General features: G+C 37.9%; 19 protein-coding genes and 1 rRNA gene (1 of these 20 only partly in view). 2 read left to right on the top strand and 18 right to left on the bottom strand.

Annotated features, from left to right (window positions below; genetic code table 11):
• The 9 genes from IGL13_RS04070 to dnaE form a co-directional block, all read right to left on the bottom strand.
• Window positions 1-832: ribosomal RNA gene (locus IGL13_RS04070) — 16S ribosomal RNA — on the bottom strand; it reaches 729 nt to the left of the window's first position.
• 644 nt (window positions 833-1,476) lie between these two features.
• Window positions 1,477-2,985, bottom strand: coding sequence for a HAMP domain-containing sensor histidine kinase (locus IGL13_RS04065; RefSeq protein ID WP_002363430.1), 1,509 nt, complete (start codon window positions 2,983-2,985; stop codon window positions 1,477-1,479).
• 10 nt (window positions 2,986-2,995) lie between these two features.
• Window positions 2,996-3,682 carry a response regulator transcription factor gene (locus IGL13_RS04060; RefSeq protein ID WP_002355954.1) on the bottom strand — a complete coding sequence of 229 codons (687 nt, stop codon included), beginning with the start codon at window positions 3,680-3,682 and terminating at the stop codon, window positions 2,996-2,998.
• 157 nt (window positions 3,683-3,839) lie between these two features.
• Window positions 3,840-5,261 carry an NADP-dependent phosphogluconate dehydrogenase gene (gndA, locus tag IGL13_RS04055; RefSeq protein ID WP_002355953.1) on the bottom strand — a complete coding sequence of 474 codons (1,422 nt, stop codon included), beginning with the start codon at window positions 5,259-5,261 and terminating at the stop codon, window positions 3,840-3,842.
• A gap of 204 nt (window positions 5,262-5,465) precedes the next feature.
• Entirely contained in the window at window positions 5,466-5,645 is a 180-nt protein-coding gene (rpmF, locus tag IGL13_RS04050) for a 50S ribosomal protein L32 (protein ID WP_002355952.1), read from the bottom strand.
• Window positions 5,646-5,701: 56 nt separating this feature from the next.
• Entirely contained in the window at window positions 5,702-6,271 is a 570-nt protein-coding gene (locus tag IGL13_RS04045; RefSeq protein ID WP_002363429.1) for a YceD family protein, read from the bottom strand.
• A 373-nt stretch (window positions 6,272-6,644) separates the two neighbouring features.
• Window positions 6,645-8,402: a pyruvate kinase gene (gene pyk / locus IGL13_RS04040; protein ID WP_002355949.1), complete on the bottom strand. Its 1,758-nt coding sequence runs from the start codon at window positions 8,400-8,402 to the stop codon at window positions 6,645-6,647.
• A 64-nt stretch (window positions 8,403-8,466) separates the two neighbouring features.
• Entirely contained in the window at window positions 8,467-9,429 is a 963-nt protein-coding gene (pfkA, locus tag IGL13_RS04035) for a 6-phosphofructokinase (RefSeq protein WP_002355947.1), read from the bottom strand.
• A 172-nt stretch (window positions 9,430-9,601) separates the two neighbouring features.
• A complete protein-coding gene (gene dnaE / locus IGL13_RS04030; RefSeq protein WP_002361435.1) occupies window positions 9,602-12,931 on the bottom strand; it encodes a DNA polymerase III subunit alpha in 3,330 nt (1,109 codons plus the stop codon).
• A gap of 117 nt (window positions 12,932-13,048) precedes the next feature.
• On the opposite strand from dnaE, the gene IGL13_RS04025 reads away from it, so the two are divergent.
• Window positions 13,049-13,234, top strand: coding sequence for a YjzD family protein (locus IGL13_RS04025; RefSeq protein WP_002355945.1), 186 nt, complete (start codon window positions 13,049-13,051; stop codon window positions 13,232-13,234).
• 54 nt (window positions 13,235-13,288) lie between these two features.
• Here IGL13_RS04025 and IGL13_RS04020 read toward each other — a convergent pair whose 3' ends face one another.
• From IGL13_RS04020 to IGL13_RS04010, 3 genes are all read right to left on the bottom strand, one after another.
• Window positions 13,289-14,485, bottom strand: a complete 1,197-nt coding sequence (locus tag IGL13_RS04020; protein ID WP_002381323.1) for a multidrug efflux MFS transporter — start codon at window positions 14,483-14,485, stop codon at window positions 13,289-13,291.
• A gap of 209 nt (window positions 14,486-14,694) precedes the next feature.
• On the bottom strand, window positions 14,695-16,101 hold the full coding sequence (locus tag IGL13_RS04015; RefSeq protein WP_002355943.1) for an NCS2 family permease: 1,407 nt from the start codon (window positions 16,099-16,101) through the stop codon (window positions 14,695-14,697).
• 151 nt (window positions 16,102-16,252) lie between these two features.
• The gene (locus IGL13_RS04010) at window positions 16,253-16,828 is read right to left on the bottom strand and encodes a DUF1361 domain-containing protein (protein WP_002385113.1); all 576 of its coding nucleotides are present in this window, start codon (window positions 16,826-16,828) and stop codon (window positions 16,253-16,255) included.
• Window positions 16,829-17,033: 205 nt separating this feature from the next.
• On the opposite strand from IGL13_RS04010, the gene IGL13_RS04005 reads away from it, so the two are divergent.
• Window positions 17,034-17,837 carry a Cof-type HAD-IIB family hydrolase gene (locus tag IGL13_RS04005; RefSeq protein ID WP_002355941.1) on the top strand — a complete coding sequence of 268 codons (804 nt, stop codon included), beginning with the start codon at window positions 17,034-17,036 and terminating at the stop codon, window positions 17,835-17,837.
• A 114-nt stretch (window positions 17,838-17,951) separates the two neighbouring features.
• Here IGL13_RS04005 and IGL13_RS04000 read toward each other — a convergent pair whose 3' ends face one another.
• From IGL13_RS04000 to IGL13_RS03975, 6 genes are all read right to left on the bottom strand, one after another.
• The gene (locus IGL13_RS04000; RefSeq protein WP_002401568.1) at window positions 17,952-19,037 is read right to left on the bottom strand and encodes a hypothetical protein; all 1,086 of its coding nucleotides are present in this window, start codon (window positions 19,035-19,037) and stop codon (window positions 17,952-17,954) included.
• A 142-nt stretch (window positions 19,038-19,179) separates the two neighbouring features.
• Entirely contained in the window at window positions 19,180-20,790 is a 1,611-nt protein-coding gene (aspD, locus tag IGL13_RS03995; protein WP_002355939.1) for an aspartate 4-decarboxylase, read from the bottom strand.
• 159 nt (window positions 20,791-20,949) lie between these two features.
• A complete protein-coding gene (gene ndk, locus IGL13_RS03990) occupies window positions 20,950-21,360 on the bottom strand; it encodes a nucleoside-diphosphate kinase (protein ID WP_002381321.1) in 411 nt (136 codons plus the stop codon).
• Between the two features lie 109 nt (window positions 21,361-21,469).
• Window positions 21,470-22,123 (bottom strand): DUF4767 domain-containing protein, encoded by a 654-nt coding sequence (locus IGL13_RS03985; protein WP_002363425.1) that lies wholly within the window; start codon window positions 22,121-22,123, stop codon window positions 21,470-21,472.
• Window positions 22,124-22,165: 42 nt separating this feature from the next.
• Window positions 22,166-23,110, bottom strand: a complete 945-nt coding sequence (locus tag IGL13_RS03980) for an aminoglycoside phosphotransferase family protein (protein WP_002386204.1) — start codon at window positions 23,108-23,110, stop codon at window positions 22,166-22,168.
• Window positions 23,111-23,189: 79 nt separating this feature from the next.
• Window positions 23,190-25,583, bottom strand: a complete 2,394-nt coding sequence (locus tag IGL13_RS03975) for an amidase family protein (protein WP_002401567.1) — start codon at window positions 25,581-25,583, stop codon at window positions 23,190-23,192.
• Window positions 25,584-25,614 lie beyond the last annotated feature (31 nt).

Here is a 25,614-nt window from a genome sequence, read left to right as displayed (position 1 = left end):
TACGGCGTGGACTACCAGGGTATCTAATCCTGTTTGCTCCCCACGCTTTCGAGCCTCAGCGTCAGTTACAGACCAGAGAGCCGCCTTCGCCACTGGTGTTCCTCCATATATCTACGCATTTCACCGCTACACATGGAATTCCACTCTCCTCTTCTGCACTCAAGTCTCCCAGTTTCCAATGACCCTCCCCGGTTGAGCCGGGGGCTTTCACATCAGACTTAAGAAACCGCCTGCGCTCGCTTTACGCCCAATAAATCCGGACAACGCTTGCCACCTACGTATTACCGCGGCTGCTGGCACGTAGTTAGCCGTGGCTTTCTGGTTAGATACCGTCAGGGGACGTTCAGTTACTAACGTCCTTGTTCTTCTCTAACAACAGAGTTTTACGATCCGAAAACCTTCTTCACTCACGCGGCGTTGCTCGGTCAGACTTTCGTCCATTGCCGAAGATTCCCTACTGCTGCCTCCCGTAGGAGTCTGGGCCGTGTCTCAGTCCCAGTGTGGCCGATCACCCTCTCAGGTCGGCTATGCATCGTGGCCTTGGTGAGCCGTTACCTCACCAACTAGCTAATGCACCGCGGGTCCATCCATCAGCGACACCCGAAAGCGCCTTTCACTCTTATGCCATGCGGCATAAACTGTTATGCGGTATTAGCACCTGTTTCCAAGTGTTATCCCCCTCTGATGGGTAGGTTACCCACGTGTTACTCACCCGTCCGCCACTCCTCTTTCCAATCGAGTGCAAGCACTCGGGAGGAAAGAAGCGTTCGACTTGCATGTATTAGGCACGCCGCCAGCGTTCGTCCTGAGCCAGGATCAAACTCTCATAATAAAAGTTAGAACAACCTTGCGATTGTTAAGCTCAATTTGTTTGCTAGCATATTGCTTGCTTGTTAAAAATGTTTGTTGTCTTGAATTGAATCAAGACGCCCTACACATTTGGTTCGTCTATTCTTTGTTCAGTTTTCAAAGGTCTACGTTACCTCGCAGCAACTTTTATATCATAACAAACTTTCATTTGAATGTCAAGAACTTTTTTGAAAAAGTTTTTTTAAGTTGTTTCGCTCGGTCGTTGCCGTCTGTTGTGACAACTTCTATATCTTATCATTATCTCAGTTGTTTGTCAACAACTTTTTAAAACTTTTTTGTTATTTTATAACAAGTTTTTTTGATCAAACGATTGATTTAAAAGCAATCTCTTTAACGACTTTGTTATTCTAACATGTTATTTATCTTTTCGTCAAGAAAAATTTTTAACTTTTTAAAACTTTTTTCTTAACGAACTGTTTGTCAGAACAGATATTAATATACCAAGGATTTTTCTAAAACGCAACTATTATTTTGCAGAAAAATAACATTTTTTTCAATTTCGAACGATGAATATTTTCTGCAAAGAAAACATTCGTTTCTTTATCTTATAATCCCTTTTCTCTTACTGAAATGTTCGTTAATCATTCGTAAAAAAAGCAACGTACTTTATTGTACGTTGCTCTCTTCTTTTATTCCAGCGATTGGAATAAAAATTCTAAAGATCGTTCCTTGATGCAATACGCTTTCTGCATCAATACGTCCTTTATAGTTTTCGACTAATTGTTTTGCAATTGATAGTCCTAAGCCATTACCGCCTTTATTTCTTGCACGGGCTTTATCTACTCGATAGAATCGATCAAATATTTTCTCCAAGTCTTCTTCAGTGATTCCTTCACCAAAATCTTGCACAGCTATTTCAAATTCATTCATCGTTCGAGAAATGGAAATATGCACTTCTTTTCGATCTGTTGAATATTTAATCGCATTATCTAATAGAATAATTAGCAATTGTTCAAAGTGATTACGATAGATTTTCAGTTCAACTTCGGTTGGTAAATCGTCATCTAATGTGATATGAAACTCAGGATAAACCAATTGGAAGTTATTAAATACTTGGTAGACTACTTGTTTAGCATCTGTTCGTTCATTTGCATATTGGGTGTCCACTTGTTCAGCGCGTGAAAGGTCAAGCATTTCTTGGACCAAACTCTTCATACGACTAATTTCTTGTAAACTGGCCTTTAATGATTCATCTAAAATTTCAGGATCGTCTTTCCCCCAACGATTTAAAAGGTTTAAATGGCCTTCCATAATCGCAACGGGCGTTCTTAATTCATGGGAAACATCTTCAACAAACTGCTCTTGTTGTTCGATATAGCGTCTCATACGATCTAACATTTCATTAAAGATTTCCGAGATATCTGCTAACTCATCTCTCGTATTAATCTCCGGCATGTGGACATCTGATTGCGGGTCTTTGCGGATTGTATCCATCGTGTCTCTCAATACTTTTAATGGTTTTAAGAAATAAGAAGAGAGGATAAAGCCTAAGACACTACTTACAATCAGAGAAATCACTTCTAAAACTACAAGTGTTAATAATAAATGATTACGAATTTCATAAAAAGAAGAAAGTTCATAAAACGCTTGAATATAGCCAATCTTTTCTCGTGTTTCTTTTGAAAAAATAGGTTCCACGGAATAAAAACCGGTTTTATCAAAAACGGTTCGAACAACAGGTAATTGTCGATCCAATTGTAATAACTTATCATATTCATTTTGTGTTTTAAAAACTAGCTTTTGGTTTGTGTCATACACAGATAAATAAAGTTCTGGTTGTCCTAGTTCAGATATGAAACTGTCCATTTCCATAAACGAACCTTCTACTGCTGTATGCTTATTATAGTAGTTTTCATCTCTTTCACTCGGCGTTTTTAAATAGTCAAAAACGTCTGTTACCGTTAAATTTTCATTGGCATTAGCTAATCGATTTGTTACTTCTGCAATCGTTGCTTCGACATTTTCCTTTTCTTTGGCAACAATAAGACTGACAGAAGACTTATAGGTAATCACCGCAAAAATGGTAAAAACTACAAATATAAAGAAAGAACTTGCGAAAGCCCACTTTATAGTTAAAGATGGGCCTTCCAGTTCTTTTTTAATCGTTCTTTTCATTAATTAGTTCTCACGAACGCATAACGTAGCCAGTTCCACGGACAGTTTGGATGTAGCTTTCTTCTCCAGGTACGTCAATTTTATTTCGTAAGTAGCGGATATACACATCCACAACGTTTGTTTCTACTTCTGTTTCATAGCCCCAAACTTTATTTAGTAACACATCACGTGCCAAGACAACATTCACGTTTTCCATTAGCGTTAATAGTAATTCGTATTCGCGTTTTGTTAATTCAATCATTTCAGAATTACGACGAACGACACGATTTTCTTTTTCAATTGTTAAGTCACGATATGTAATCGTTGTTTGTTTTGCAACGTTTTTATCGCCCTCAATATCAATACGACGAAGTAACGCACGTAAACGAGCTAACAATTCTTCAATTGCAAATGGTTTAACAATATAATCATCCGCTCCATGGTCTAAGCCAGAAACACGGTCAATTACTGAATCACGTGCAGTCATCATAATAATTGGTGTATTTTTCACTTGGCGAACACGGCGACATACTTCTAATCCATTTAATTCTGGTAACATCAAATCAAGAAGGATAGCATCCCATTCGTTGTTAAGAGCGGCTTCCAATCCTGTACGACCATTGTAGTGTACTTCTGTCGTATACCCCTCATGTTTTAATTCAAGCTCAACGAATCTCGCTAAGTTCTTTTCATCTTCAATAATTAAAATGTTGCTCATTTGATTAATTGTCCTTTCTCTTTAAAAGCTATACTCAAGCTCAACCTTTTTATTCCTTACTACTTATTAGAGAATTACTACTCAATCTGTCTGGTTCTTTTTTAAGCCACAGTAAAACCATGAGCATGGTGAGCCACACTCATGGTCTCCAGCGTGTTTATTCTTCGTTGTACCAGCTGTAATGGTAGATTCCTTCTTTGTCTGTGCGTTCGTACGTATGAGCACCGAAGTAATCACGTTGTGCTTGAATTAAATTCGCTGGTAAGCGATCTGAACGATAAGAATCGTAATAAGCAATTGCAGATGAGAATGTTGGTACAGGAACACCTGCTTGAACAGCAATCGCAACAACTTCACGAACGGCTTGTTGATATTTTTTCGTAATTTCTACAAAGTATTCATCTAACAACAAGTTTTCAAGTGCTGGATTTTTTTCATATGCATCGGTAATTTTTTGTAAGAATTGTGCACGGATAATACAACCTGCTCGCCAGATTTTTGCAATTTCACCAAATGGTAAATCCCATCCGTATTCTTCAGAAGCTGCACGGAGTTGTGCAAACCCTTGCGCATAACTCATTAATTTACTAAAGTATAATGCTTCGCGAATTTTTTCAATCAATTCTTTTTTATCGCCTGCAAAGTTAAAGGCTGCAGGTTTTGATAAAATGCCACTTGCTTTTACGCGTTCTTCTTTGTAAGCCGAAATAAAACGTGCAAATACTGATTCTGTAATTAATGGTAATGGTACGCCAAGATCTAACGCACTTTGGCTTGTCCATTTACCTGTTCCTTTGTTGCCTGCTGCATCAAGAATAACATCAACGATTGGTTGGTCGGTTCCTTCATCATCTTTACGTGTCAAAATGTCAGCCGTGATCTCGATAAGGTAACTGTCTAATTCGCCTTCGTTCCATTCTTTGAAAATCTCTGCCATTTCATCAACAGATAAACCTAAGATTTGTTTCATTAAATCGTAGGATTCAGCAATTAATTGCATGTCCCCATATTCAATCCCATTATGAACCATTTTTACATAATGTCCAGCACCATTTGGGCCAATGTAAGTCACACATGGTTCACCGTCTTCTGCTTTAGCTGAAATTTTTTCAAGAATTGGCGCAACTAACTCATATGCTTCTTTTTGTCCGCCAGGCATGATAGATGGTCCTTTCAAGGCTCCTTCTTCTCCGCCAGAAACGCCAGTACCAATAAAGTTAATTCCTGAGTTTGCTAGTTCTTCATTACGTCGCATTGTGTCTTTGAAGAACGTATTACCGCCATCAATTAAGATGTCGCCTTTATCAAGGTGTGGTAACAATTCTTGGATTGTCGCATCTGTTGCAGGTCCAGCTTTAACCATCAACATAATTCGACGAGGTTTTTCAATTGCATTCACAAATTCCTCAATTGAGTATGTTGCTTGAAAGTTTTTGTCAGGATGTTCTTCAACCACTTCTGTTGTTTTTGATCCTGTACGGTTATACAGCGCAACTGTATAGCCTCTGCTTTCAATGTTTAAAGCAAGATTTTTCCCCATGACAGCCATGCCGACTACGCCAAATTGTTGTTTTGTCATTTTATGACCTCCTATATTATAATCAACGAAAATTCTATGAGCATTCTCTTATAATCCTCACTATTATAACGCACTATCTTTCATATGAAAACAATATAGTGCCAATAAATTTCCAATTTCTTCATATTTTCTTAAAAAAATACAAATCCCCTAGGCTCCATGGTTAGCCTAGGGGATTCAACATTTCAAAAAATGTTTTTATGCTTATGCTTCTTTAGACATTACGTCTTTTCCATCGTAGTGACCACATGCTGGACATACGTGATGGCTTTTTTTCATTTCACCACAGTTTGAGCATGCATTTAAGCCTTTGATTGTTAATTTGTAGTGTGTGCGACGTTTTGCTTTTTTCGCTTTAGAAGTTCTTCTAGCTGGTACTGCCATTGTTGTTCCACCTCCTTGTAAAGATGCGTGTATTTACATACACAATATATTCCAACCTAGCTGTTATCTTCCTCTTCAGCATTATCGCTGAGTAATTCTGATAGTTTAGCCAGACGAGGATCCACTGTTTGTTCTGCTGCTTTCTGCTTACTTTCCAAATATGCTTCTTCTGAAATCACTTCCCAGTCATTGCCACTTGGCATTTCTTGACTGTTTTGTTCTTCTTCTGTAAGCACTTGAATTGGAATGGACAATAGAATGTTGTCTTCGACAGATTCATCTAAATCAATTGTTGGCTTGTCCAATAAAATAATCTCTTCAGCTGCAAATCGTTCATCTCTTGTATCCATTTGTTCTTTTGTCATAAAGACTTCATCGACCGTGATTTGCATTGGCAAAGCCACAGGTTCTAAAGAACGGGATGAAGGAACGGTTACAGTTACCTGAATAGTGTAATGAAGTAAATATTCTGATTTATTGACTGCTAATAAGCCTTCTACTTTGATTGGACTTACATCCAACAAGGTATCATCTCGTTGAAGAAGCTCTTCTTTAAGATGCAATGTTTCTGAAAACACTAGCGGCTCTTCTTTGTATTTATTTAATTCTAACAAAGACCACTTCATAATTATCACTCCTAAGCAACAAAAGCTATTATACAGGGGTATGAAAGCTTTGTCAATGAAATTTTCTTGACAGCCCTTTCTTATTTCCTGTTTTTCTTTCGTTTTTTTTATAATTGTTTTTCTGTTGAAGATAACTTAGCGCTTATTTAATTAAATAACAAAATTTTTGTGTGAAATAACATAGATAATTTAAAAATAAGACATAATTTTACTATTTGCGCCCAACTCTTTATTTACTGAATACGTGTTTTCTGAACATTTCGTACTACTGTCTTCCTTGTAAAAAAAGCTGAGACAAACTGACGAATCGGTTTGTCCCAGCTTTGCGTCCGAGTACATATTGCTTAAAATCAAATGATTGAATTAATTAGACTTAGATAGCTGTTGTTGCTCCGCGGTAAACAATACCACGACGAGGATCAACAGTAATCACTTCGTCATTATTAATTAATGATGTTGCATCTGCAGCACCTACGATAACTGGAATATTTTGCGCAATCGCTACAACAGCTGCATGAGAAGTTAAACCACCTTCTTCAACAACTAATGCTGATGCTTTTTCAATTGCAGGCATGTATTCTTTATCTGTTGTTTTTGTAACTAAAATAGCTCCTTCAGTCGCTTTAGCAACTGCTTCTTCAGCAGTTCCTGCCACAACGGCTTTTGCAATAATTGCTTCTTCGCCGACACCTTGACCTTGAACTAATTTAGAACCGATCATTTGAATTTTCATTAAGTTTGTTGTGCCTTTTTCGCCAACTGGAACACCAGCAGTGATAATGATTAAATCACCTTCTGAAGCATAACCTTCTTCTTGTGATACTTTTGAAGCTAAATTAAACATTTCATCTGTGCTTGATGGTTTGTCAGCAACTGTTGCGTAAACACCCCATGATAATGATAAGCTACGTGCTTTTTGTTCTGAGAACGTAATTGCAACGATATGTGCTTTTGGACGGTATTTAGAGATCATACGTGCTGTGTGGCCTGATTCTGTTGCCGCAACGATTGTTTGGATACCCAAGTTACGTGCTGTATGGCCAACAGATTGTCCGATTGCTTCAGTCATATCTGTTTTGCTATATAATTTCAATGCGAATGAATCTTGGTTAACTAATGTTTCTTCTGTACGAACTGCAATACGAGCCATTGTTTGAACAGCTTCTAATGGGTAATCCCCTGCTGCAGTTTCGCCTGATAACATTACTGCATCTGTTCCATCGTAGATTGCGTTTGCTACGTCATTTGCTTCCGCACGTGTTGGACGTGGGTTACGTTGCATTGAATCTAACATTTGTGTTGCAGTGATAACTGGTTTACCTAAAGCATTACATTTTTTAATTAAAGCTTTTTGGACAACTGGAACATCTTCTGTTGGAATTTCAACACCCATGTCACCACGAGCAACCATTAAACCATCAGAAACTTTTAAGATTTCATCGATATTATCGATACCTTCTTGGTTTTCGATTTTAGGAATGATTTGGATGTGTGTTGCGTTTTCTTCTTCTAAAATTTTAGTGATTTCTAAAACGTCAGAAGCACGACGAACGAAGCTAGCTGCGATAAAGTCAATTCCTTGACCAATTCCGAAACGGATATCGTTAGCATCTTTTTCAGTGATCCCTGGTAAGTTTACAGAAACGCCTGGTACGTTAACGCCTTTTTTGTTTTTCAAGACGCCTTCGTTTTTAACAACTGTTACGATTTCGTTTGCATCACGGTCGATATCAGTTACTTCTAAATCGATTAAACCATCATCTAAAAGAATGTGTGAACCTACGTTTACATCATTGATTAATTCTGGATAAGTGATTGAGAATTTTTCATTTGTTCCTAAAACTTCTGTCATAGAAATACGTACTGAATCACCAATTTTCATTGTGATTGCGCCATTTTCCATGTCATTTGTGCGGATTTCAGGACCTTTTGTATCTAGTAAGATCGCTACGCGTTTCCCTGTAATTTTTACAGCTTCACGAATGTTTTTAATACGAGCACCATGCTCTTCGTAGTCACCATGTGAAAAGTTCAAACGGCAAACATTCATACCTGCATTAATTAAGTTTACTAGCATATCAACGGATTCACTAGCTGGTCCAATCGTACATACGATTTTCGTTTTTTTCATTACTAAAACGCTCCTATTCCAAATTTGTTTATACAAAGCTAATAAGATTAGCTAATATACAAGATTAAAAAGAAATTTCATGATTTAACTCATAAAGAGATAAATCTGGTTTGTGTTTATTGTTTTCTAACGTGTCAATAATATCAGCTGCAACTACTTGGTTATCTAACATACCGATACATAAACCGCCTTTGCCTTCTTTTAGAAGTTCAACAGCATATGACCCAAATTTACTTGCTAATACACGGTCACGAGCACTTGGCGAGCCCCCACGAACCACGTGTCCTAAAATTGATACACGCGTATGGAAATCACCGTATTCAGAAAGTTTATCAGCAAATTCATTTCCGCCCATTACGCCTTCTGCTAAAATGATTAAGCAATGTTTTTTCCCGCGGTCGCGGCCTTCTTGAATACGTTTGGCAACGTTTTTCATATCAAAATCATGTTCAGGAATAATGATTTCATCTGCTCCGCCTGCCACGCCTGACCACAATGCGATATCACCAGCGTTACGTCCCATTACTTCGATAACGAATGTACGAACATGAGAAGTCGCTGTATCACGAATTCGGTCAATTGATTCCAAAACAGTGTTAATCGCTGTATCAAAACCGATTGTGAAATCTGTTCCAGGAATATCATTATCAATCGTTCCAGGAATTCCAACAGCGGGGAAACCACGTTTTGTCAAAGCCATTGCGCCATGATAAGAACCGTCTCCACCAATAACAACTAAGCCTTCAATACCGAATTTTTTCAATTGTTCGATTCCTTTTAATTGCCCTTCTTCAGTAGCAAATTCAGGATAACGAGCAGAATACAAGAATGTTCCACCACGTTGAATCTTATCGCCAACGTCAGCAACATCTAAACGACGGATGTCGCCTGCGACTAAACCGGCAAATCCATAGTTAATACCGTAAACTTCGATTCCATCAAAAATACTTTTGCGTACGACTGCACGAATTGCAGCGTTCATTCCAGGGGCATCTCCCCCGCTGGTTAAAATACCAATGCGTTTCATTCGCTATTTCACCTCATATAATATACTTTCAACTGCCAAAAGAAACCTTTTCGCAAAAATTGATATACAAAAATATTACGTCATTCATTTTACCATTAAAGAACCAAAATGTCTTGAGTTAAGAAGAAAAAAATGAAAAAAGTTGAAAACAACTAGTATTTTTTACCGTAAATCATTTGAAAATGACGTTTTGCTCGCCTAAAACGTAAGCTAATTGTTGCTGACTAGCGCTTGTATGAGCGACCCAATTTTCTTCATTTAATACTATTTTCTTTCCTGTTTTTTCAAAATAGACAATCACTGGAATGTGTCCAGCATGACGACTGAGTACCTCTTTCATTTTCTGAAAAACGTCCGTTTGTTCGACATCTTTTGTAATTCTGATAAAACACGTTTCGTCACTAATTGATGTTTCTACTTGTTGCGCTTTTTCTATTCGTTGAACCAATATTTGCAATTCTTGATTGTACGTACTGCGTTCCACTTTTCCTTCCACATAATAAACTTGCCCTTTCTCGACACTCTGTCTTAACTGGCGAAAAACGGTTGGGAACAACGTTAGTGAAATACTTCCTGTTGTATCATCCCCATCAACAAAGGCCATTTGTTCTCCCTTTTTGGTCCGAATCGTCCGAATGTTTTTGACATAAATCAATAATTTCGTGGGCTGATTTTCAACAAGTTCATGAACAAGTTGCGTTTGCTTGGCTAAGCGTGTTTTTTTGAACTCTTCTGTCGGATGTCCTGATAAATAGACCCCTAAATATTGTTCTTCTTGTTCTAGTCGCTCTTCTAGCGGATAATCGGCAATTTCTTCTTCCTTTGGCTTCAATGTTTCTAACAAATCCATACTACCACCGCTGAGAAGAATACTTTGGATATTACTCTCTAAACCTACCGCTAATTGACGGCGATTAGGCGCAATTTCGTCAAATGCACCGATGGCAATCAATGGTTCGATATTTTCAACTTTCAACCACTTACGGTCAATTCGCAAAAGAAACTCATCGAACGTTTTGTACGGTCCATTTTCTCGGCGTTCATTTAAAATATTTTGAATGAAGTCTCGGCGGATTCCTTTTAAAGAACTAAAACCAAATAAAATTTGCTGTTGCTGATTTAGGTAAAAGCTGTAGTGACTTTGGTTAATTGACGGCTGCAAAATCGTCTGCTTGTTTTTTCTAGCTTCGCCAATATATTCTTTAATTTTTGTTGGATTATGACGAACAGAGTGCAACAATGCGACATAAAAAGCACTTGGATAATGAACCTTCAAGTAAGCCATTTGAAAACCAATAAAGGAATAGGCAAATGCATGCGAGCGGTTAAAGCCATAATTAGCAAAGCGCTCAATATAATCGTACACTTGGTTAGCTGTTTCTTGGGGATAGCCTTGTTGTAACGCACCATTAACAAAATGATTCCGTTCTTCATCTAGCACATCTTTTTTCTTTTTACTAATGGCCCGACGTAAAATGTCAGCTTGCCCTAAAGAGAAGCCTGCCATTTTCGCAGCAACTTGCATAATCTGCTCTTGGTAAACAATAATTCCGTACGTATTTTCTAAAATGGGGGCGAGACTAGGCTCTGGATAACTAATTTGTTCCAAGCCTTTTTTCCGGCGGATGAAAACATCAATATTTTGCATCGGACCAGGACGATACAAGGCATTGACAGCAGCAATATCTTCAATGCTAGTTGGTCCTAATTTTCTTAATACATTCCGAATTCCAGCAGATTCAAACTGGAAAACACCACTTGTTTCCCCTTTTCTAAATAAAGCCAGCGTTGTTTCGTCATCTAATGGAATCTGATTCAAACGAATGGTTTGATTATAGACGCGTTTAACAGCTGTGAGGGTATCATCAATGATGGATAAATTTCTTAAGCCCAAGAAATCCATTTTCAGAAGACCAATTTTTTCAACATCATTCATAGTAAATTGGGTCAATAAAATTTCATTTGATCCTAGTTGTAACGGAACCAAATTCAAAAGATTTTCATCACTAATTACCACACCTGCTGCGTGCGTAGAAACATGGCGAGGCAATCCTTCTAGCTGAACAGCTGTTTTATAGAGCAATTGATTATTTGGTGAAAAATTGACCAATTCTTGCATCCGTTTCGACTCTTGGTACGCTTCTTCTAACGTAATTTTCAGCTTGTTGGGGACAGCTGCCGACCAACGATTCGCTTCACTCTGGGACAACCCGAAAACACGTGCAACGTCCCGTAAAACCATTTTCGCAGCCATCGTACCAAACGTGGCAATTTGCGCCATGTGATAATGACCATATTTTTGACTGACATAAGCTAAAACTTCCTCCCGCCGATTATCAGGAATATCTAAATCAATATCGGGCATCGTGTAGCGTTCCGGATTCAAAAAACGTTCAAAGAGCAAATCATATTTGATTGGATCTACATCTGTAATTGATAGCACATAGGACACTAAAGAGCCTGCAGCTGAACCTCGGCCAGCGCCTGTAACAATTTGATTGTTATGACAGAAGTCCATCACATCCCAAACGATTAAAAAGTAATCATCAAAGCCCATATTGTGAATGATGGTTAACTCTTTTTCTAATCGTTTTTGGTAAACTTCATTTAGATGAGGCACTCTTTCTGGTAATTTTTCTAAACACAATGTGCGTAAATAAGAACCAGCCGTTTGATTATCAGGCACAGGAAAATGCGGTAATAATTTTTGATGTAAAGGAATGTCAACTCGGCAATTTTCAGCTAGCTGAATCGTATTCTGGACCACTTCTGCACCAGCTATTTGAAGCATTTGTTCCATCGTCGTCTCTGCTTCACGCAAGTAATTCAGACCTTCTATTTCCGGTGTTTGACTTGTAATATTCAATTGATTATTTTCTTTGATGCTCTCAAGAACAGTTACGGCAAAGCCTTCTTCCCTTGTTAAATGACGTACCTCTTGCAAAGCCACGCCAGGTAATTGTTCTCTTTGGTAAAAAGAAAAGAGCGCTGGATTACGTTGTTGATTCATTGAAAAAGAATGTTCAACAAATAACGACTGGGGATCAAAATATGAAGCAAGTTGTTGGAAAGCGTGAACCGCTTGTTGTTCATCTTCAAAAAATGTTTGGGCGACTTCTCCTTTGGCTGACAAAGTCACGGCAAATAAATCACTTAATAAGGATTGATGTTCCGCTAAGTAAAAGGGACCCTCTGTCGTCATTTTGCTGCTAGATAGTTGCATTAATTGCTGATACCCTTTTAAATTTTTAGCAAATAAAAGCAATTCGGAATGCCCTTCTTTTTCTGCTGGGGTATATTCTAATCTTAAACCGATAATTGGTTGAATTCCCGCTTCTTGGCATGCTTCATAAAATTCAACCGCCCCATGCAAGACATTGATATCGGTAATCGCTAATGTTTGATAACCTAACGCTTTCGCTTGTTTTACATAGGAACGAATCCTAACCGTACTAGATAAAAGCGAATAGGAAGTAACGGTATGTAATTGTGGAAATGACATTGGACAGCTCCTTTTTGAATCCTTGCTATTTTTTGCCTCTTCTCTTATTTTCCTATCGCGGATTCTTTACTTTTAAAGAAAATATGCTAAACTAAGAGCTAGAAAAGAGGTGCTCATATGCGTTATCTTGTTGTATTTTTCTGGACCTTCGCATTAGGCCAAGTCGTTGGATATATCGGCGGTGCATTATCTGGTGGTTCATACGACTTTAAAATGACAACGATTCTATCGTTGGCAACAGCCGTTATTATTTTATTAATTGCACACTTTGCAGTACCGAAAGAAACCAAACCTGTTAAATAAGAAAAAACCAGTTACTAAAGTTATTGTAACTGGTTTTTTTATCTTTTCAACTGTTTAGAGCTTTTTATTTAAAACTTTTCGGAAATTAAAGAAGGACAACCCAATGTTTCCTAAAACGAAACAAGCGGTTACCAGAAAAACAGAAGAATAGCCAAAACCATGGGCAACTGTCGACCCTACCATCGGTCCTAAAACTTGACCGAAATTACTACACATCTGATTGTAACTATAAACTCTACTTACGCCCTCTGTTGGCGTTATTTTACTAATTAACGTATTAATTGATGGCATTAAAGCACCTGTTGAAAAACCTAAAAGGAATCGTAAAACACCTAACTGAAAAGGTGTTTGCACAAACGCCATGGGAATGTAACAAATAAAAGAAAGAATTAATCCGCCTAATAAAACTTTTTGGTTCCCAATGCGGTCCCCAATTTTTCCCAAAGTTGGAGAAGAAATAATTGCTGAAACGCCGGCAATCGAAACAATCAAACCACTAACAAATAATACATTCTCTGTATCGCCACTTAAAGATCGAATATATAGCGTTAAGATTGGGCTGATACTTGTAATTCCTAATTGTAAAATTAACGTAGTCACAAACAAACCAATCAATACTGAAACATGATCCATCTTACTAAAAATTTCTTTAGTCGTTAATAAATCCTTTTTCTCAACTGGTTGAAAATCTTCTTTAACTAAAAAGATAGTCAACAACGTTGTAATGAATAAAATAACGCCGGTAATAATAAAGACATTTTCCATTCCAAACCACTGTGCCAACGCACCGCCAATCGATGGCGCAATTAACGTCCCAGCAATTGCACCTGTTGATAATGTCCCTAGAGCCCAGCCATTTTTCTCTTTTGGCGCCTGCGATGCAATCATCGCTGTTGCGTTAGGAATATAGCCAGATAAAATCCCGTTCATAAAACGCATAATCAACAGCCAGTATACATTAGGGACAAATGCTAACGCCCCCATTGTGATCGTCATTCCTGCTGCAGCGCGAATCATCATAATTTTCCGACCTTTTCGATCAGCTAAATTTCCCCAAATCGGTGCAACAATCGCAGCAGCAAACGCCGTGACAGAAATTGCCAATCCAGAAAACAACTCTACTTGACTCTTAGGCGTCCCTAATTGTTCAACGTATACTGGAATAAACGGCATAACTAAGCTAATACTCGCCCCTGTAAAAAAGCAACCAATCCATGCGACTAATAAATTCTGCTTCCATTTTATTTTCATACTTTTATCCACCTTATCACCTCTTCACCTACCACTATACTCTAAAAGAGTGAATCTCTCAAAAGAAAATTCTTTTAAAAAAAAGTCTGGCAGACCGGTCAAAACGACCAATCTGCCAGACTTCTTAACACTTGGGCTTAAGATAAATAGCTGAATAAACGCAACACCTTCAAAGCTAACCGCTGTTATCTCAGCCTCACTTCTATTCACTATAAAATAGCTAAGATTACAAAGTTTAAGATAAACAACGCATCAATGACCCAAATAATTGGTGAAACTTCTTTGGCTTTTCCTTTGACTACTTTTACCACTGCATAAAAGATGAACCCAGCAGCAATCCCATAAGAGATGCTATAACATAATCCCATGAAAATTGAAGCAAAAAATGCTGGAATCGCATCTTCTAAATCCGTCCAATTGATGTCTTTGAAAGAAGCTAACATCATAATTCCCACTAAAATTAACGCTGGAGCCGTAGCTTGTGCTGGCACAATAGCAATAAGTGGTGAAAAAAGACTACTTAGGGCAAATAGAATTGCTACCACTACCGATGTCAAACCTGTTCGACCACCCGCACCGATTCCTGCTGCACTTTCTACATAAGTTGTCGTATTCGATGTACCAAAAATCGCACCGATAGATGTTGCAATAGCATCTGCAAATAGAGCTTTGTCCATTTTAGTGCTGAAGCCCTTACTATCTTCTAAAGCTAATTCATCTTCTTTAGAGAAAATCCCTGTTCGACGTCCCGTACCGATAAATGTTCCAATTGTATCAAACGTATCTGATAAACTGAAGGCAATAATGGTCATTAAGACTTGAGGAATTTTTGAAGAATCACTAAACAATGACTGTAAGCCCTCAGCACCAAAAGCAGCGCCAAAAGTTGTACCTAATTCTTTAAATGAATTGCCCAACGAATTAGCATGCCAATCAACCGAAGCAGTGTCTACCACCCCCATTGGAATTGCGACTAACGTAGTAACCACAATGCCAATTAAAATAGCCCCACGAACATTCGTGACAACTAAAATCGTTGTTAAAACTAACCCAATTACCGCCAAAATAATGGCTGGATTATCAAAATTTCCTAAAGCGGGCACGATACTCGAACCATTCACAACACCATTTTGAGGTTCTGCTTGTACTGTGAAACTTAGTAAGCCAGCATTTTTCAACCCTACATAAGCGACAAAAATTCCAATCCCACCACCAATAGCATGTTGTAAACTCTCTGGAATTGCTTTAATAATCATTTTGCGAATTTTTGTCACTGTAATCAAAATGTTAATCAAACCACAAATAAAAACCATTGCTAATGCTTGTTGCCATGTATACCCCATCCCAAAAACGACCGTAAACGTAAAGAAAGCATTGAGTCCCATTCCCGGTGCTTGAGCGTAAGGTACATTAGCAAACAGCCCCATAATTAATGTACCGATGATTGAAGCAATAATGGTCGCTAAAAAAACAGCCTGAAAAGGCATCCCTGTTTCTGAAAGAATGGACGGATTAACAAATAAAATATAACTCATTGCAAAAAAAGTCGTGACCCCCGCCATTATTTCAGTCGACACCGTTGTCTTGTTTTCCTTTAATTTGAAAAACGTATTCATAATTGCACTTCTCTCCCTTAAAATCCATGTTTTCGAATAATTACTCTTTGATTATAAGAGAATCGCTATCTTTTTACAACAAAATATTAACTATTATATATATTTTTCTATATAATGTTCGTGTTTTGCGGATATAAAAAAAGAAAAAGCTTTACATTGCTTCTTCTTTTCCTAATAATTGGATTAACCCAAACAACAGCATCTGTAGAAACATCATTAATAAAATAAACATTAATTTTTGAAGGGACCAGTCAAAAAAGATAATTTTCACTGTTTCAATTGGACTCATAAAAAGATAGACACTGTGTAATCGATCAAAACGTCCAACATAAATCGCCAAAGCAGACAAGAAATGAAGGCTGGCTTGAAAGACTACAATTGTTCTATAGCCGCAATAACTTTGCAATTTCTGGCTAACAGTTGTTACTGTTTTCATCCCTAAAAGCCCATATATAACAATCCCGCTGGTTAAGCAAACAAACGCCCACCAATCACCAATTTGGTTTGCAAAAATCGTATTAAAGCCTCGATAAATAGATAGCGTTTCTAAATGAAAAAAATCCGTAAATAGGTACGGCGCATTAGGATAAAAAATTAACCAAGCAAAACCTATCAACCAATCCCTTTTACGTTTTTCTGCGTTTAAAAGATAACTAAGTTCAATTGGAATATAGGCTAACAACACGTTCAACGCCATAAAATGAAAATGCGTAGCAAATAACCACATATAGATACAATAGATTAAGGTGATCACTCGTAAATAATTTCTAGAATTTTTCAAGATGCTCTGCGCTCCTTTTTCAAACGGTTTATTTTAGTGTAGCATACTTCTTAAGCTTTTTTTTAAACCTTATAAATGAACATGCTTCTCCCCTTGATAATCTTCGGTTTTATGCTAGACTGAGTAAAAGGCATTTAGGAGGAATTTTTACTTGAAAAAATTAATTGCTATTGATTTAGACGGCACAACATTAAATGCACAGTCTTTAATCAGTCCAAAAACCGAACAAACACTAAAAAAAGCGATTGACAACGGTCATTACGTCAGTATTGCCACTGGACGTCCCTATAGAATGAGTCATCAATTTTACCAACAACTTGGCCTAACGACCCCTATGGTTAACTTTAACGGTGCTTTAGTCCACATTCCAGAGAAAAAATGGGACTTGGAAAGCGAAGCCAATATTGAGCGTGACCTAGTCTTTGACATTTTGGCACAGAAAAAAGAATTACAATTAGATTTTGTTGCTGCTGAAAACAAAGAAACATTTTATATCGATACGTTAGATGGGTTCGATCCGAAATTTTTTGCTTCCAAAGCAACCTTAGATAATTTACTTACTGCTAAAAATTTACGAACAAATCCTACCTCAATGATGGTTCGGACCACACCAAACCAAGCTGAAAAAGTTGCTGATACATTGACAAAACAATATGGTGATTATATTGATGTCCGCACTTGGGGCGGTCCAATGCCTATTTTAGAAATGGTCGCAAAAGGAATTCAAAAGGCCCATGGCGTTGATCAAGTGGCGAACTTTTTATCTGTCAAACCAGCTGATATCATTGCTTTTGGCGATGAACATAATGACGAAGAAATGTTAAGTTATGCTGGTTGGGGTGTTGCTATGAACAATGCCACGGATAAAATTAAATCCGTAGCCAACGATGTCACTGAAAAAACAAATGATCAAGATGGTTTAGCAGATTACTTAGAAAATTATTTAGATCTATAAAAGGCTAAAATAAAAGTATTTCTTTAAAAAGAACTCACTTTGGTTTAGCTGATAATCTTAAGATTACAAAAGTAGGGCATAAGTCGAAACGACTTATGCCCCACTTCCGTTTTTTTATTCCTTCAATGAATTTTGAAACGTGCTGATTTTTTCAGCCAATCTTTGATAAGTAGTAAAAGACGGATGCTGTAGCTCTTGTTCTTCGTTAACGGATAAAGTTTGTTGTGTCGTAATGGCCTTTGTTAGTGCATCTACAAAATGAATAAAAGAATTGTTGGTTTGTTTATTATATCCTGGTGAATAATATTTCGATTGACGATAAAAAGGCCGCAGAGCTGTTTCTGTGATTTTTTCCTGTTCATCTGAAAAGTATTCATCATAGCTGACATGTTTTATTTTCTGCTCTTCTGTTATCACTTGAAGTCGAGCGATTAGGCCATTGCCTAAATCTTCTGCGTAACCGATATACGTTTCTTTCGATGGCTCTTTTAGCCAAGTGTCCATCTCTGCTGCTAAAGGCATTAATCCTTCACGCGCAGAAGTTGATGAACCGCGTACCGTATAAAAATTACCTGTGACACGATTTTCGTCACGCATTTGTTTTTCTACATAAGTAATACCATTAACAACGGTGACTAACGTATCGTCTGTGCGTGTGTTGCTTGCTTGAAATTCAGGATAATCCGACAGGCGTTTGTTGACACCCGAATAGCGTGTATCATAATAAGGGTCACTAGCAAACTCTGTAAACTCAACATTCAGAATCCTTTGCGTTTCAGGTTCCGTAATAATCTCTACAATGCCGTAATTTCCGCCAGTAAATACACCTTCATTTTTATAATAGTTACCCGTCATTAATCCCAAAGGCGGTTGATTGGACCAAAACATTTTTTCCTTTTTTTCTTCTGGTGTATATTTTGCTGGTGGGGTTGTCCCAAATGTCGTTTGTGTGGCCCCTGTAACCACTTCGTAAGTGTATTCATGAGAATCAAAAGTCAATTGATTAGCAATCAGTTCGTCATTTTTAGCCGGCGCTTGTTTTTCCACCGCAGAAGTCGTTTGATTGGTGACGGTAACTTGCTTCACTTGCTTTGTCTCTTGCGGACCACTTGTTGTTTGTTTCGTTGGCTCTTGATCTGGCGCACAACCAACCAAAATAAATAATCCGATAAAAACCAACATTCCTTTAATATGTTTCATTCACTTCTCTCCTTTTTATAAACGCTTAATTTCCTCTTATCTTCAGTGTAGCAAACATTTATAAACCAAAACTGACGGAAAAATGAATAAATAATAAACAAAAACGCTAAGTCTCCTGCAGCTTAAGAGACTTAGCGTTTTTTTATTTAATTGCTTGGCGCTTTTGGCGCAACCACTCTTCTTTAATGTGTTCAGATAGGCGAATCATTCGTTTACCAACTTCACTATACTGGTTAGTAGCTAAATTGGCTAAAGAAATTCGAACTGACCATTTGTCACTCCCGAAAGCATCCGCTTTTAAAAGCATTAATTTTTCTTTTTCTGCTAAAGAGGTTAATACTTTTGTGATCGTCCACGATTTCGTTAAATAACTTGAAAATTCTGGGCCATAACGTTTTTCTGTCCAATCTCTAAAGTTAATTTCACAATAATATGCTGTATTTAAACTTGCTAAAGGCTCTTCAATGCCTAAGGTGCGGAACAAGAGCTTTTCACGCGTATGACAGATATCCATCACTTCGTCTTTATATGCTTGACCGTCTTTTAACAAAGCATACAAACTAAATAAAGCCATCATTGCTTGCTGAATAGAAGAAAGTCCCGCTGCATGGTTCAACGCAATATCGCGGCTGTCTGCGACTAAGCGGCTGATAAAGTTAATTTGGCTTGTGTCTGCATTCAATGTAGCATAACGTGCCTGTAATTCCATTTTTCGAGCCACTGGCAATTCTTTTAATAATTGGTCAAAGATGTTCTCTTGGCTGACCGCAATGGTCCCCACACGCCAACCGGTAGCGCCAAAGTATTTAGAATAAGAATAGATACAGGCTGTATTGTAAGGTAACTCCGTAAATAGTGAACGAAAAGCTGGCACAAAGGTTCCGTAAACGTCATCTGTTAAAATCATTAGCTTAGGGTTATCCACTGCAACGATTTGTTTGATTTGTTCAATGGTAGGTTTTCCCATAGCATTAGCAGTTGGATTGCTGGGATTTACGACAAAAACCGCTTTGATGGACGGGTCTTTTAGTTTATCAATTTCCTTGTTTGAGTATTGATACGTCGTTTTTCCATCAATGATCATTTGCTCTGCTTTGATTTTAACCACGTCAAAATCATAACGTGGTAGTTCTGGAATTTCTAGATAAGGAGCAAACGTTGGTAATAACAACGCAATACGATCACCTTTTTCTAGTAAATAATTATTTGCCAACGTATCAAACAAGTAACAAATCCCTGCTGTACCACCTTCAACGGCAAAAATATCAAACGGTTGTGCTTCGCTGGAAAATAATTCTTGATTTAAATATGCTTTAATCGGTTGTTCACACGCCTTCAAGCAACGAACAGGATTCGGATAATTATCCCCAATCACATAGTCTAACATGGCATCTAACCACATTTCCTTATCCATCCCAAAATAGTTATGCTCTGCTGTCCAAATTTCTTGTAAAAAGGTTGCCCCTTTGCTAGGATTTTCTGCTAAAAAGTTTAAGAAGCGTTGCGTTCTACCAAAACTTGGCTGAATCATACCAGCCGTTTGTTCGCTCCCCTCTCTTAACGTTTCTTTTGTAGCAAATTGACCTAATAAAAAAAAGGCTTCCCTTGGTGTTGGCGCCGTCCAATTAGGATTGCCTCGCCCTGCATTTAACAATGTTTCTAAATTATGATTTTCTTCATGTAATTTCTTCTCTAAAAATAGACTTAATTCAAACGGACTAAGGTTTTCTGTCAATTCATCACTTGTTATCATTTTATCCTCCTGAAGCACACACAGTCATTTAGTATTTAGTATGTAGTCTATACTACTCTTCTACCTCCAGATGTCAACCATTTAAGCGGAATATTCTGACAATTAATAAAAAAGAAACAATCCTTTATAAAAAATAAAGGATTGCTTCTTTTTTGATGATTAACCAAAGAACCGTTGCATCTCAATTTTTGCTGATTGAACAGAATCAGAAGCATGGATTAAATTTTTGGTGACAGACAACCCATAATCCGCTCGTAAGGTGCCACTTTCAGCATCTAACGGATTCGTTGCTCCAACTAATTTACGCACTTTTTTAACCACATTGTCCCCTACAACGACCATCACAACCACTGGGCCACTTGTCATATAGGCTAATAATTCAGGGAAAAATAGTTCATCTTTTAAATGCTCATAGTGTTCCTTCACTGTTTCTACTGTTAGTCGTTCGAATTTAAGGTGCAATAAGTCAATACCTTTATCTTCAAAACGTTGAATGATTTTGCCAACTAACTTCCGTTCAACGCCATCTGGCTTAATAATTACTAAACTTGTTTCCTTCATTTTTTCCATCCCTTTCAAAACTTCCTTTTGCCCTTTCCCAAGGGGTAGCTACAGAATAAAATGAAAGCGGATACTTTGTCAATGATAAATTTTCTTTTCCTTTTGATTAAATAAAAAATTAAAGATTATTCACAAGATTTGTGAATTGTTCTTTCAGTTCTGTATTGCTTGTTTCTTTTAAAAACAAATAAGGTTGCTCCTCTACTGGCTGTTCTTTACTCACATAGACTTTGGCTTCACCATTCACTAAAGTAAATAAATAGACATGCTTCTGGGCAACTTGTGTCGCACTGTCAGAGTATACTGCCACCAGACAATAACCCCCTTCGCTGCCTGTTTCTGACCAATTTAACCAAATGGGATTGTTCCCAATAGCTGGTTGTATTTTAGGTTCATAACTCAATAAATCATCAGGCACTTGAATCGTGTAAAAAGCTACAGAGTGACCTGGTTGGTACGCTTGATAGTTCTGATTGCGTTCTTGACCCCAGATTTCCATGTATTGTCCTAACTGTTTTGCTTTTTGCTGATTCCAAATCGTCCCTTCTTCTGTAACTAATTCAGTTAATTCTTGTGTTTGCGTTGTTTGCTCTAATTCCAACGCCGTGGTTTGACTAACTTCGGTTGCTGAAATTGCTCTTGTTTCTTCAGTATTTACATTGTTTGTTTGTACGGTTTGTACTTTCTGTGATTCCTCTTTCGATTTTTGCCAACCACAGCTAGATAAAACGCTTCCAACAACCGCTATCATAATAATCCCGTTTAGTTTCATTCCTTAAACTCCTGTTTTTATTTTTATTCTATCGAAATAAACCTAAAATCTCAATCCCTTTCTTTGGATAGTTGAAAACCATTTGGGAACTAGTAATTCTCCACAATTATAGTCCTCTAGTAATTGTTGGTATTGCTGTTCCATAGTCCTGATTTCTTTTTCACCAAAGCTCAGTGCCCAAACTAAAGAATAGAGTCCTGCGTGAAAAGTATAAAGCTTTTGAAACTGCCAAAATAAGGTAGGAACTTTCCCAGCAAAATAACCTTGTAATTGACCATAAGCAAACAATGGCGAAACATTTCTTGAAAAAAATTGTAACTTGTAAAATTCTTCATAAGGATCCCCAAAATCCCATCGATTAAAATCAATCACACCGACCTGCCTAGTTGGCAAGTAAATAAAATTTCCTACATGGAAATCTCCATGCTGATAAACTACAGGCCGTTGTTGCAATAACGGTAATTGTTTTTCTAAATATGAAATTATTGGCTGCTGGTACGGCATACAAAATTGAGATTCCTTATACTTATTTAGTTGGCTCTGCTTTTTTTCGTATAAATTTCGCGCAATCTCTCTTTGACTAATCCTTTCAGGCAACAAAAGCTTATGGATTTTGTTTAAATAGCGGCCTGCCTCTACGCCTAAGTTCAGTTGTCCTTTGGGAGAAAGAGCGGGTAAAACACCGCTTAAGTCTTCACCTTCTAGATACGTTAATAACATGTATCCTTGTTCACTTTCAGGAATAGGTGCACATAAAAAAGGTTTAGAACTGGGAAATCCTAACGCCGCTACTTTTTTGATAAATTGATATTCTTGTTGTTTGGCTAATAACTCTTCTTGTTGAAAAATTCGCAATAAAAAGGTTTCTTGATTTTTGGTAACTTTAAACTTTAAATCAGTTGACCAACCACGGTGAATAGCTTCAACTTTTTGCCATTGCTGAAACGCTGGAATCTTCTCAAACGCCCTCATTACTTTCGCCTCCATTTCCCTATTGGTTTTAGTATACCAAAGAAAAAAGGCTGGAGACAATTGGGGATAAATTGTCTCTAGCCTTCACTGGTTATCATTTTCTAGTTTTCCTTATATAAATCGTTCCACTCGTTACTAAGAAAGCTCCTCCTAAAACAATCCAGAAAGTACTAGGTACTTCTGCACCTGCTTTTGGTAATACTTTTTTGGGAAGCTGTTCTTGTTTCCCAATCATACTTTTATTAGAAAAAGCATGCGTACTTTCTGTTGATTTGGTTCCCTGATTTGCTGATGAATTCAGCGAATTATCTAAGGATGACTCACTAGTAGTTTTTCCAGCTTTGTCTGGATTTTGGTTTTGATCTTTTCCTTCGATTGGTCCTTCACTTGTTTTTGTTTCTTTGTCTTTATCTGGTTTGCCACTTGCATCTGAGTCTTTATCTTTTTCTGGTTCGCCACTTGCATCTGGCTCTTTGTCTTTTTCTGGTTCGCCACTTGCATCTGGTTCTTTGTCTTTATCTGGTTCGCCGCTTGCATTTGGCTCTTTGTCTTTGTCTGCTTCGCCACTTGCATCCGGCTCTTTGTCTTTATCTGGTTCGCCGCTTGCATTTGGGTCTTTGTCTTTGTCTGCTTCGCCACTTGCATCTGGTTCTTTATCCTTATCTGGTTCGCCACTTGCAGCTGGGTCTTTGCCTTTTTCTGGTTCGCCACTTGCATCTGGCTCTTTGTCTTTGTCTGGTTCTTCTACATGTGGTTGATTTATCTTGTGGTTATTTTCAAATAAAGCACCTAATTGTAGCAATGTTCGGTCTTCATTTAATGCACTATTAAATTGAATCCCCAAAGGCAGTCCTTCTTTTGAAACGTAAGTTGGTACACTTAATGCTGGATGTCCAAATAAATTTGCTTGTTGTGTAAACGGTGTATATGTGAACGCCGTCAGCCATTGGTCATAAATCAATTGTTTTTGTTCTGCTGGTGATAATTGGTCAATTTTTTCCATCTGTGCTGCATGTTCTGGTTTTAGTAACGGATTATCAATACTAGGTGCCGTGGCAGCCGTCGTTGGTGTTAATAAGATAGGATACTGTTGATAAAATTCGTCCATCGCTTGTGCTTGTAAAGCAATATCTGTCCAAGCCGCAGTTGTCTCTTCACTCGTTATATTTTTTCCTGTTTGAAAAAGCGCCCATGTTAACAGTTCTACATCATTTCGTTCAAGCGGTCTTTTTAATTTCTGCCGCGCCATAAAATCGGCAATTCCTGCTGAGCCAGCAGCTACAGTATAATAATTTTTCATTAGACGTTCCCCATCAACAGGGTGCTTCACTTCAACCAATGTGTACCCTTGGTCTTTTAAAAAAGCAACAGCTTCAGCGACCGCCTCTTTTGCTTCGGCACTTACAGTCGTTCCGGCAGGGGATTCTGTTGTATAAGCAATGGGTTGCGCTTGACTTAAATGTCCCGCAGGAAGATCTTTTTTGGTTAATAAGGTTTCAAATAATGCATTTGTATCCGCCACGGTTCGACTTAAACCAAAGTGAACAGTTTGACCTTTTGCACTATTAGAATTGCCAATGATTACTCCTCTAGAAGGTTTCAAACCTACGGTGCCTGTCCAAGAAGCAGGGATGCGGATAGAGCCACCAGCATCACTTCCAGAAGCAATGGGAACAAATGCCGCGGCGACACTAGCACCCGCTCCGCCTGAAGAACCACCTGAATAATGGTTAGGATTCCATGGATTGACGGAAACGCCATATAACTTTGAATCTGAAATATTCTTCCATCCTAATTCTGGATAATTCGTTTGACCAATGATTATGAATCCAGCATTTTGTAGTGCTTTGACAAAGGTCGATGTCCCACCAGCTACTTGATCTTGGAGAAAACCAAAACCGTTCGTGTTGCTTTCACCTTTCAAGGATTGTCCTAACCCTTTTAGTAAGAGCGGCACACCTAGAAATGGTTGACCTGTATCTTGTAAAGCTTTTGCTTCTGTCAAAGCCGCTTCTTCTCGTAAAGTAATGACCGCATTTAATGTAGGATTTTCACGTTTAGTGATGGCCAACGCAATTTTTACTAATTCTTCGCTCGTCACCTTTTTTTCTCTTACTAAAGTTGCTAACTCCAGTGCAGTTGCTTGTTTATAATCTGCTTCTGAAAAAACACTCTCTGCAGAAACAGCTTTTCCATCTGTATCACTATTTTGTATCTCATTTGTGGTTTCAGTGGTTACTGCAACCACATTTCGGCTACTGCTTTCGGCGATTGCCGAAGAGGATTCTTTTTCCTGCATCACCGTTTGGCTAGTAGTTTCAGATTCCAAGTTAGCTACAGTCTGACTGGTTTCTGTTGTTACTGATTCCGTCTCTGTTTGAACGGTTGTTTCTAGTATACTTTCTTGTGCCAACATTGGTACCCCTACCAGTGTTTGGCTAATTAATAAAATAATCCCTAACTTTTTGAACAAAATCGACTTCTTCATAAGTCACATCCTTTATCTATTAATACAGTTA

This window comes from Enterococcus sp. DIV1937, from assembly GCF_050535975.1.
Lineage (GTDB): Bacteria > Bacillota > Bacilli > Lactobacillales > Enterococcaceae > Enterococcus > Enterococcus faecalis.
This window is presented reverse-complemented; position numbering and strand designations above follow the sequence as displayed.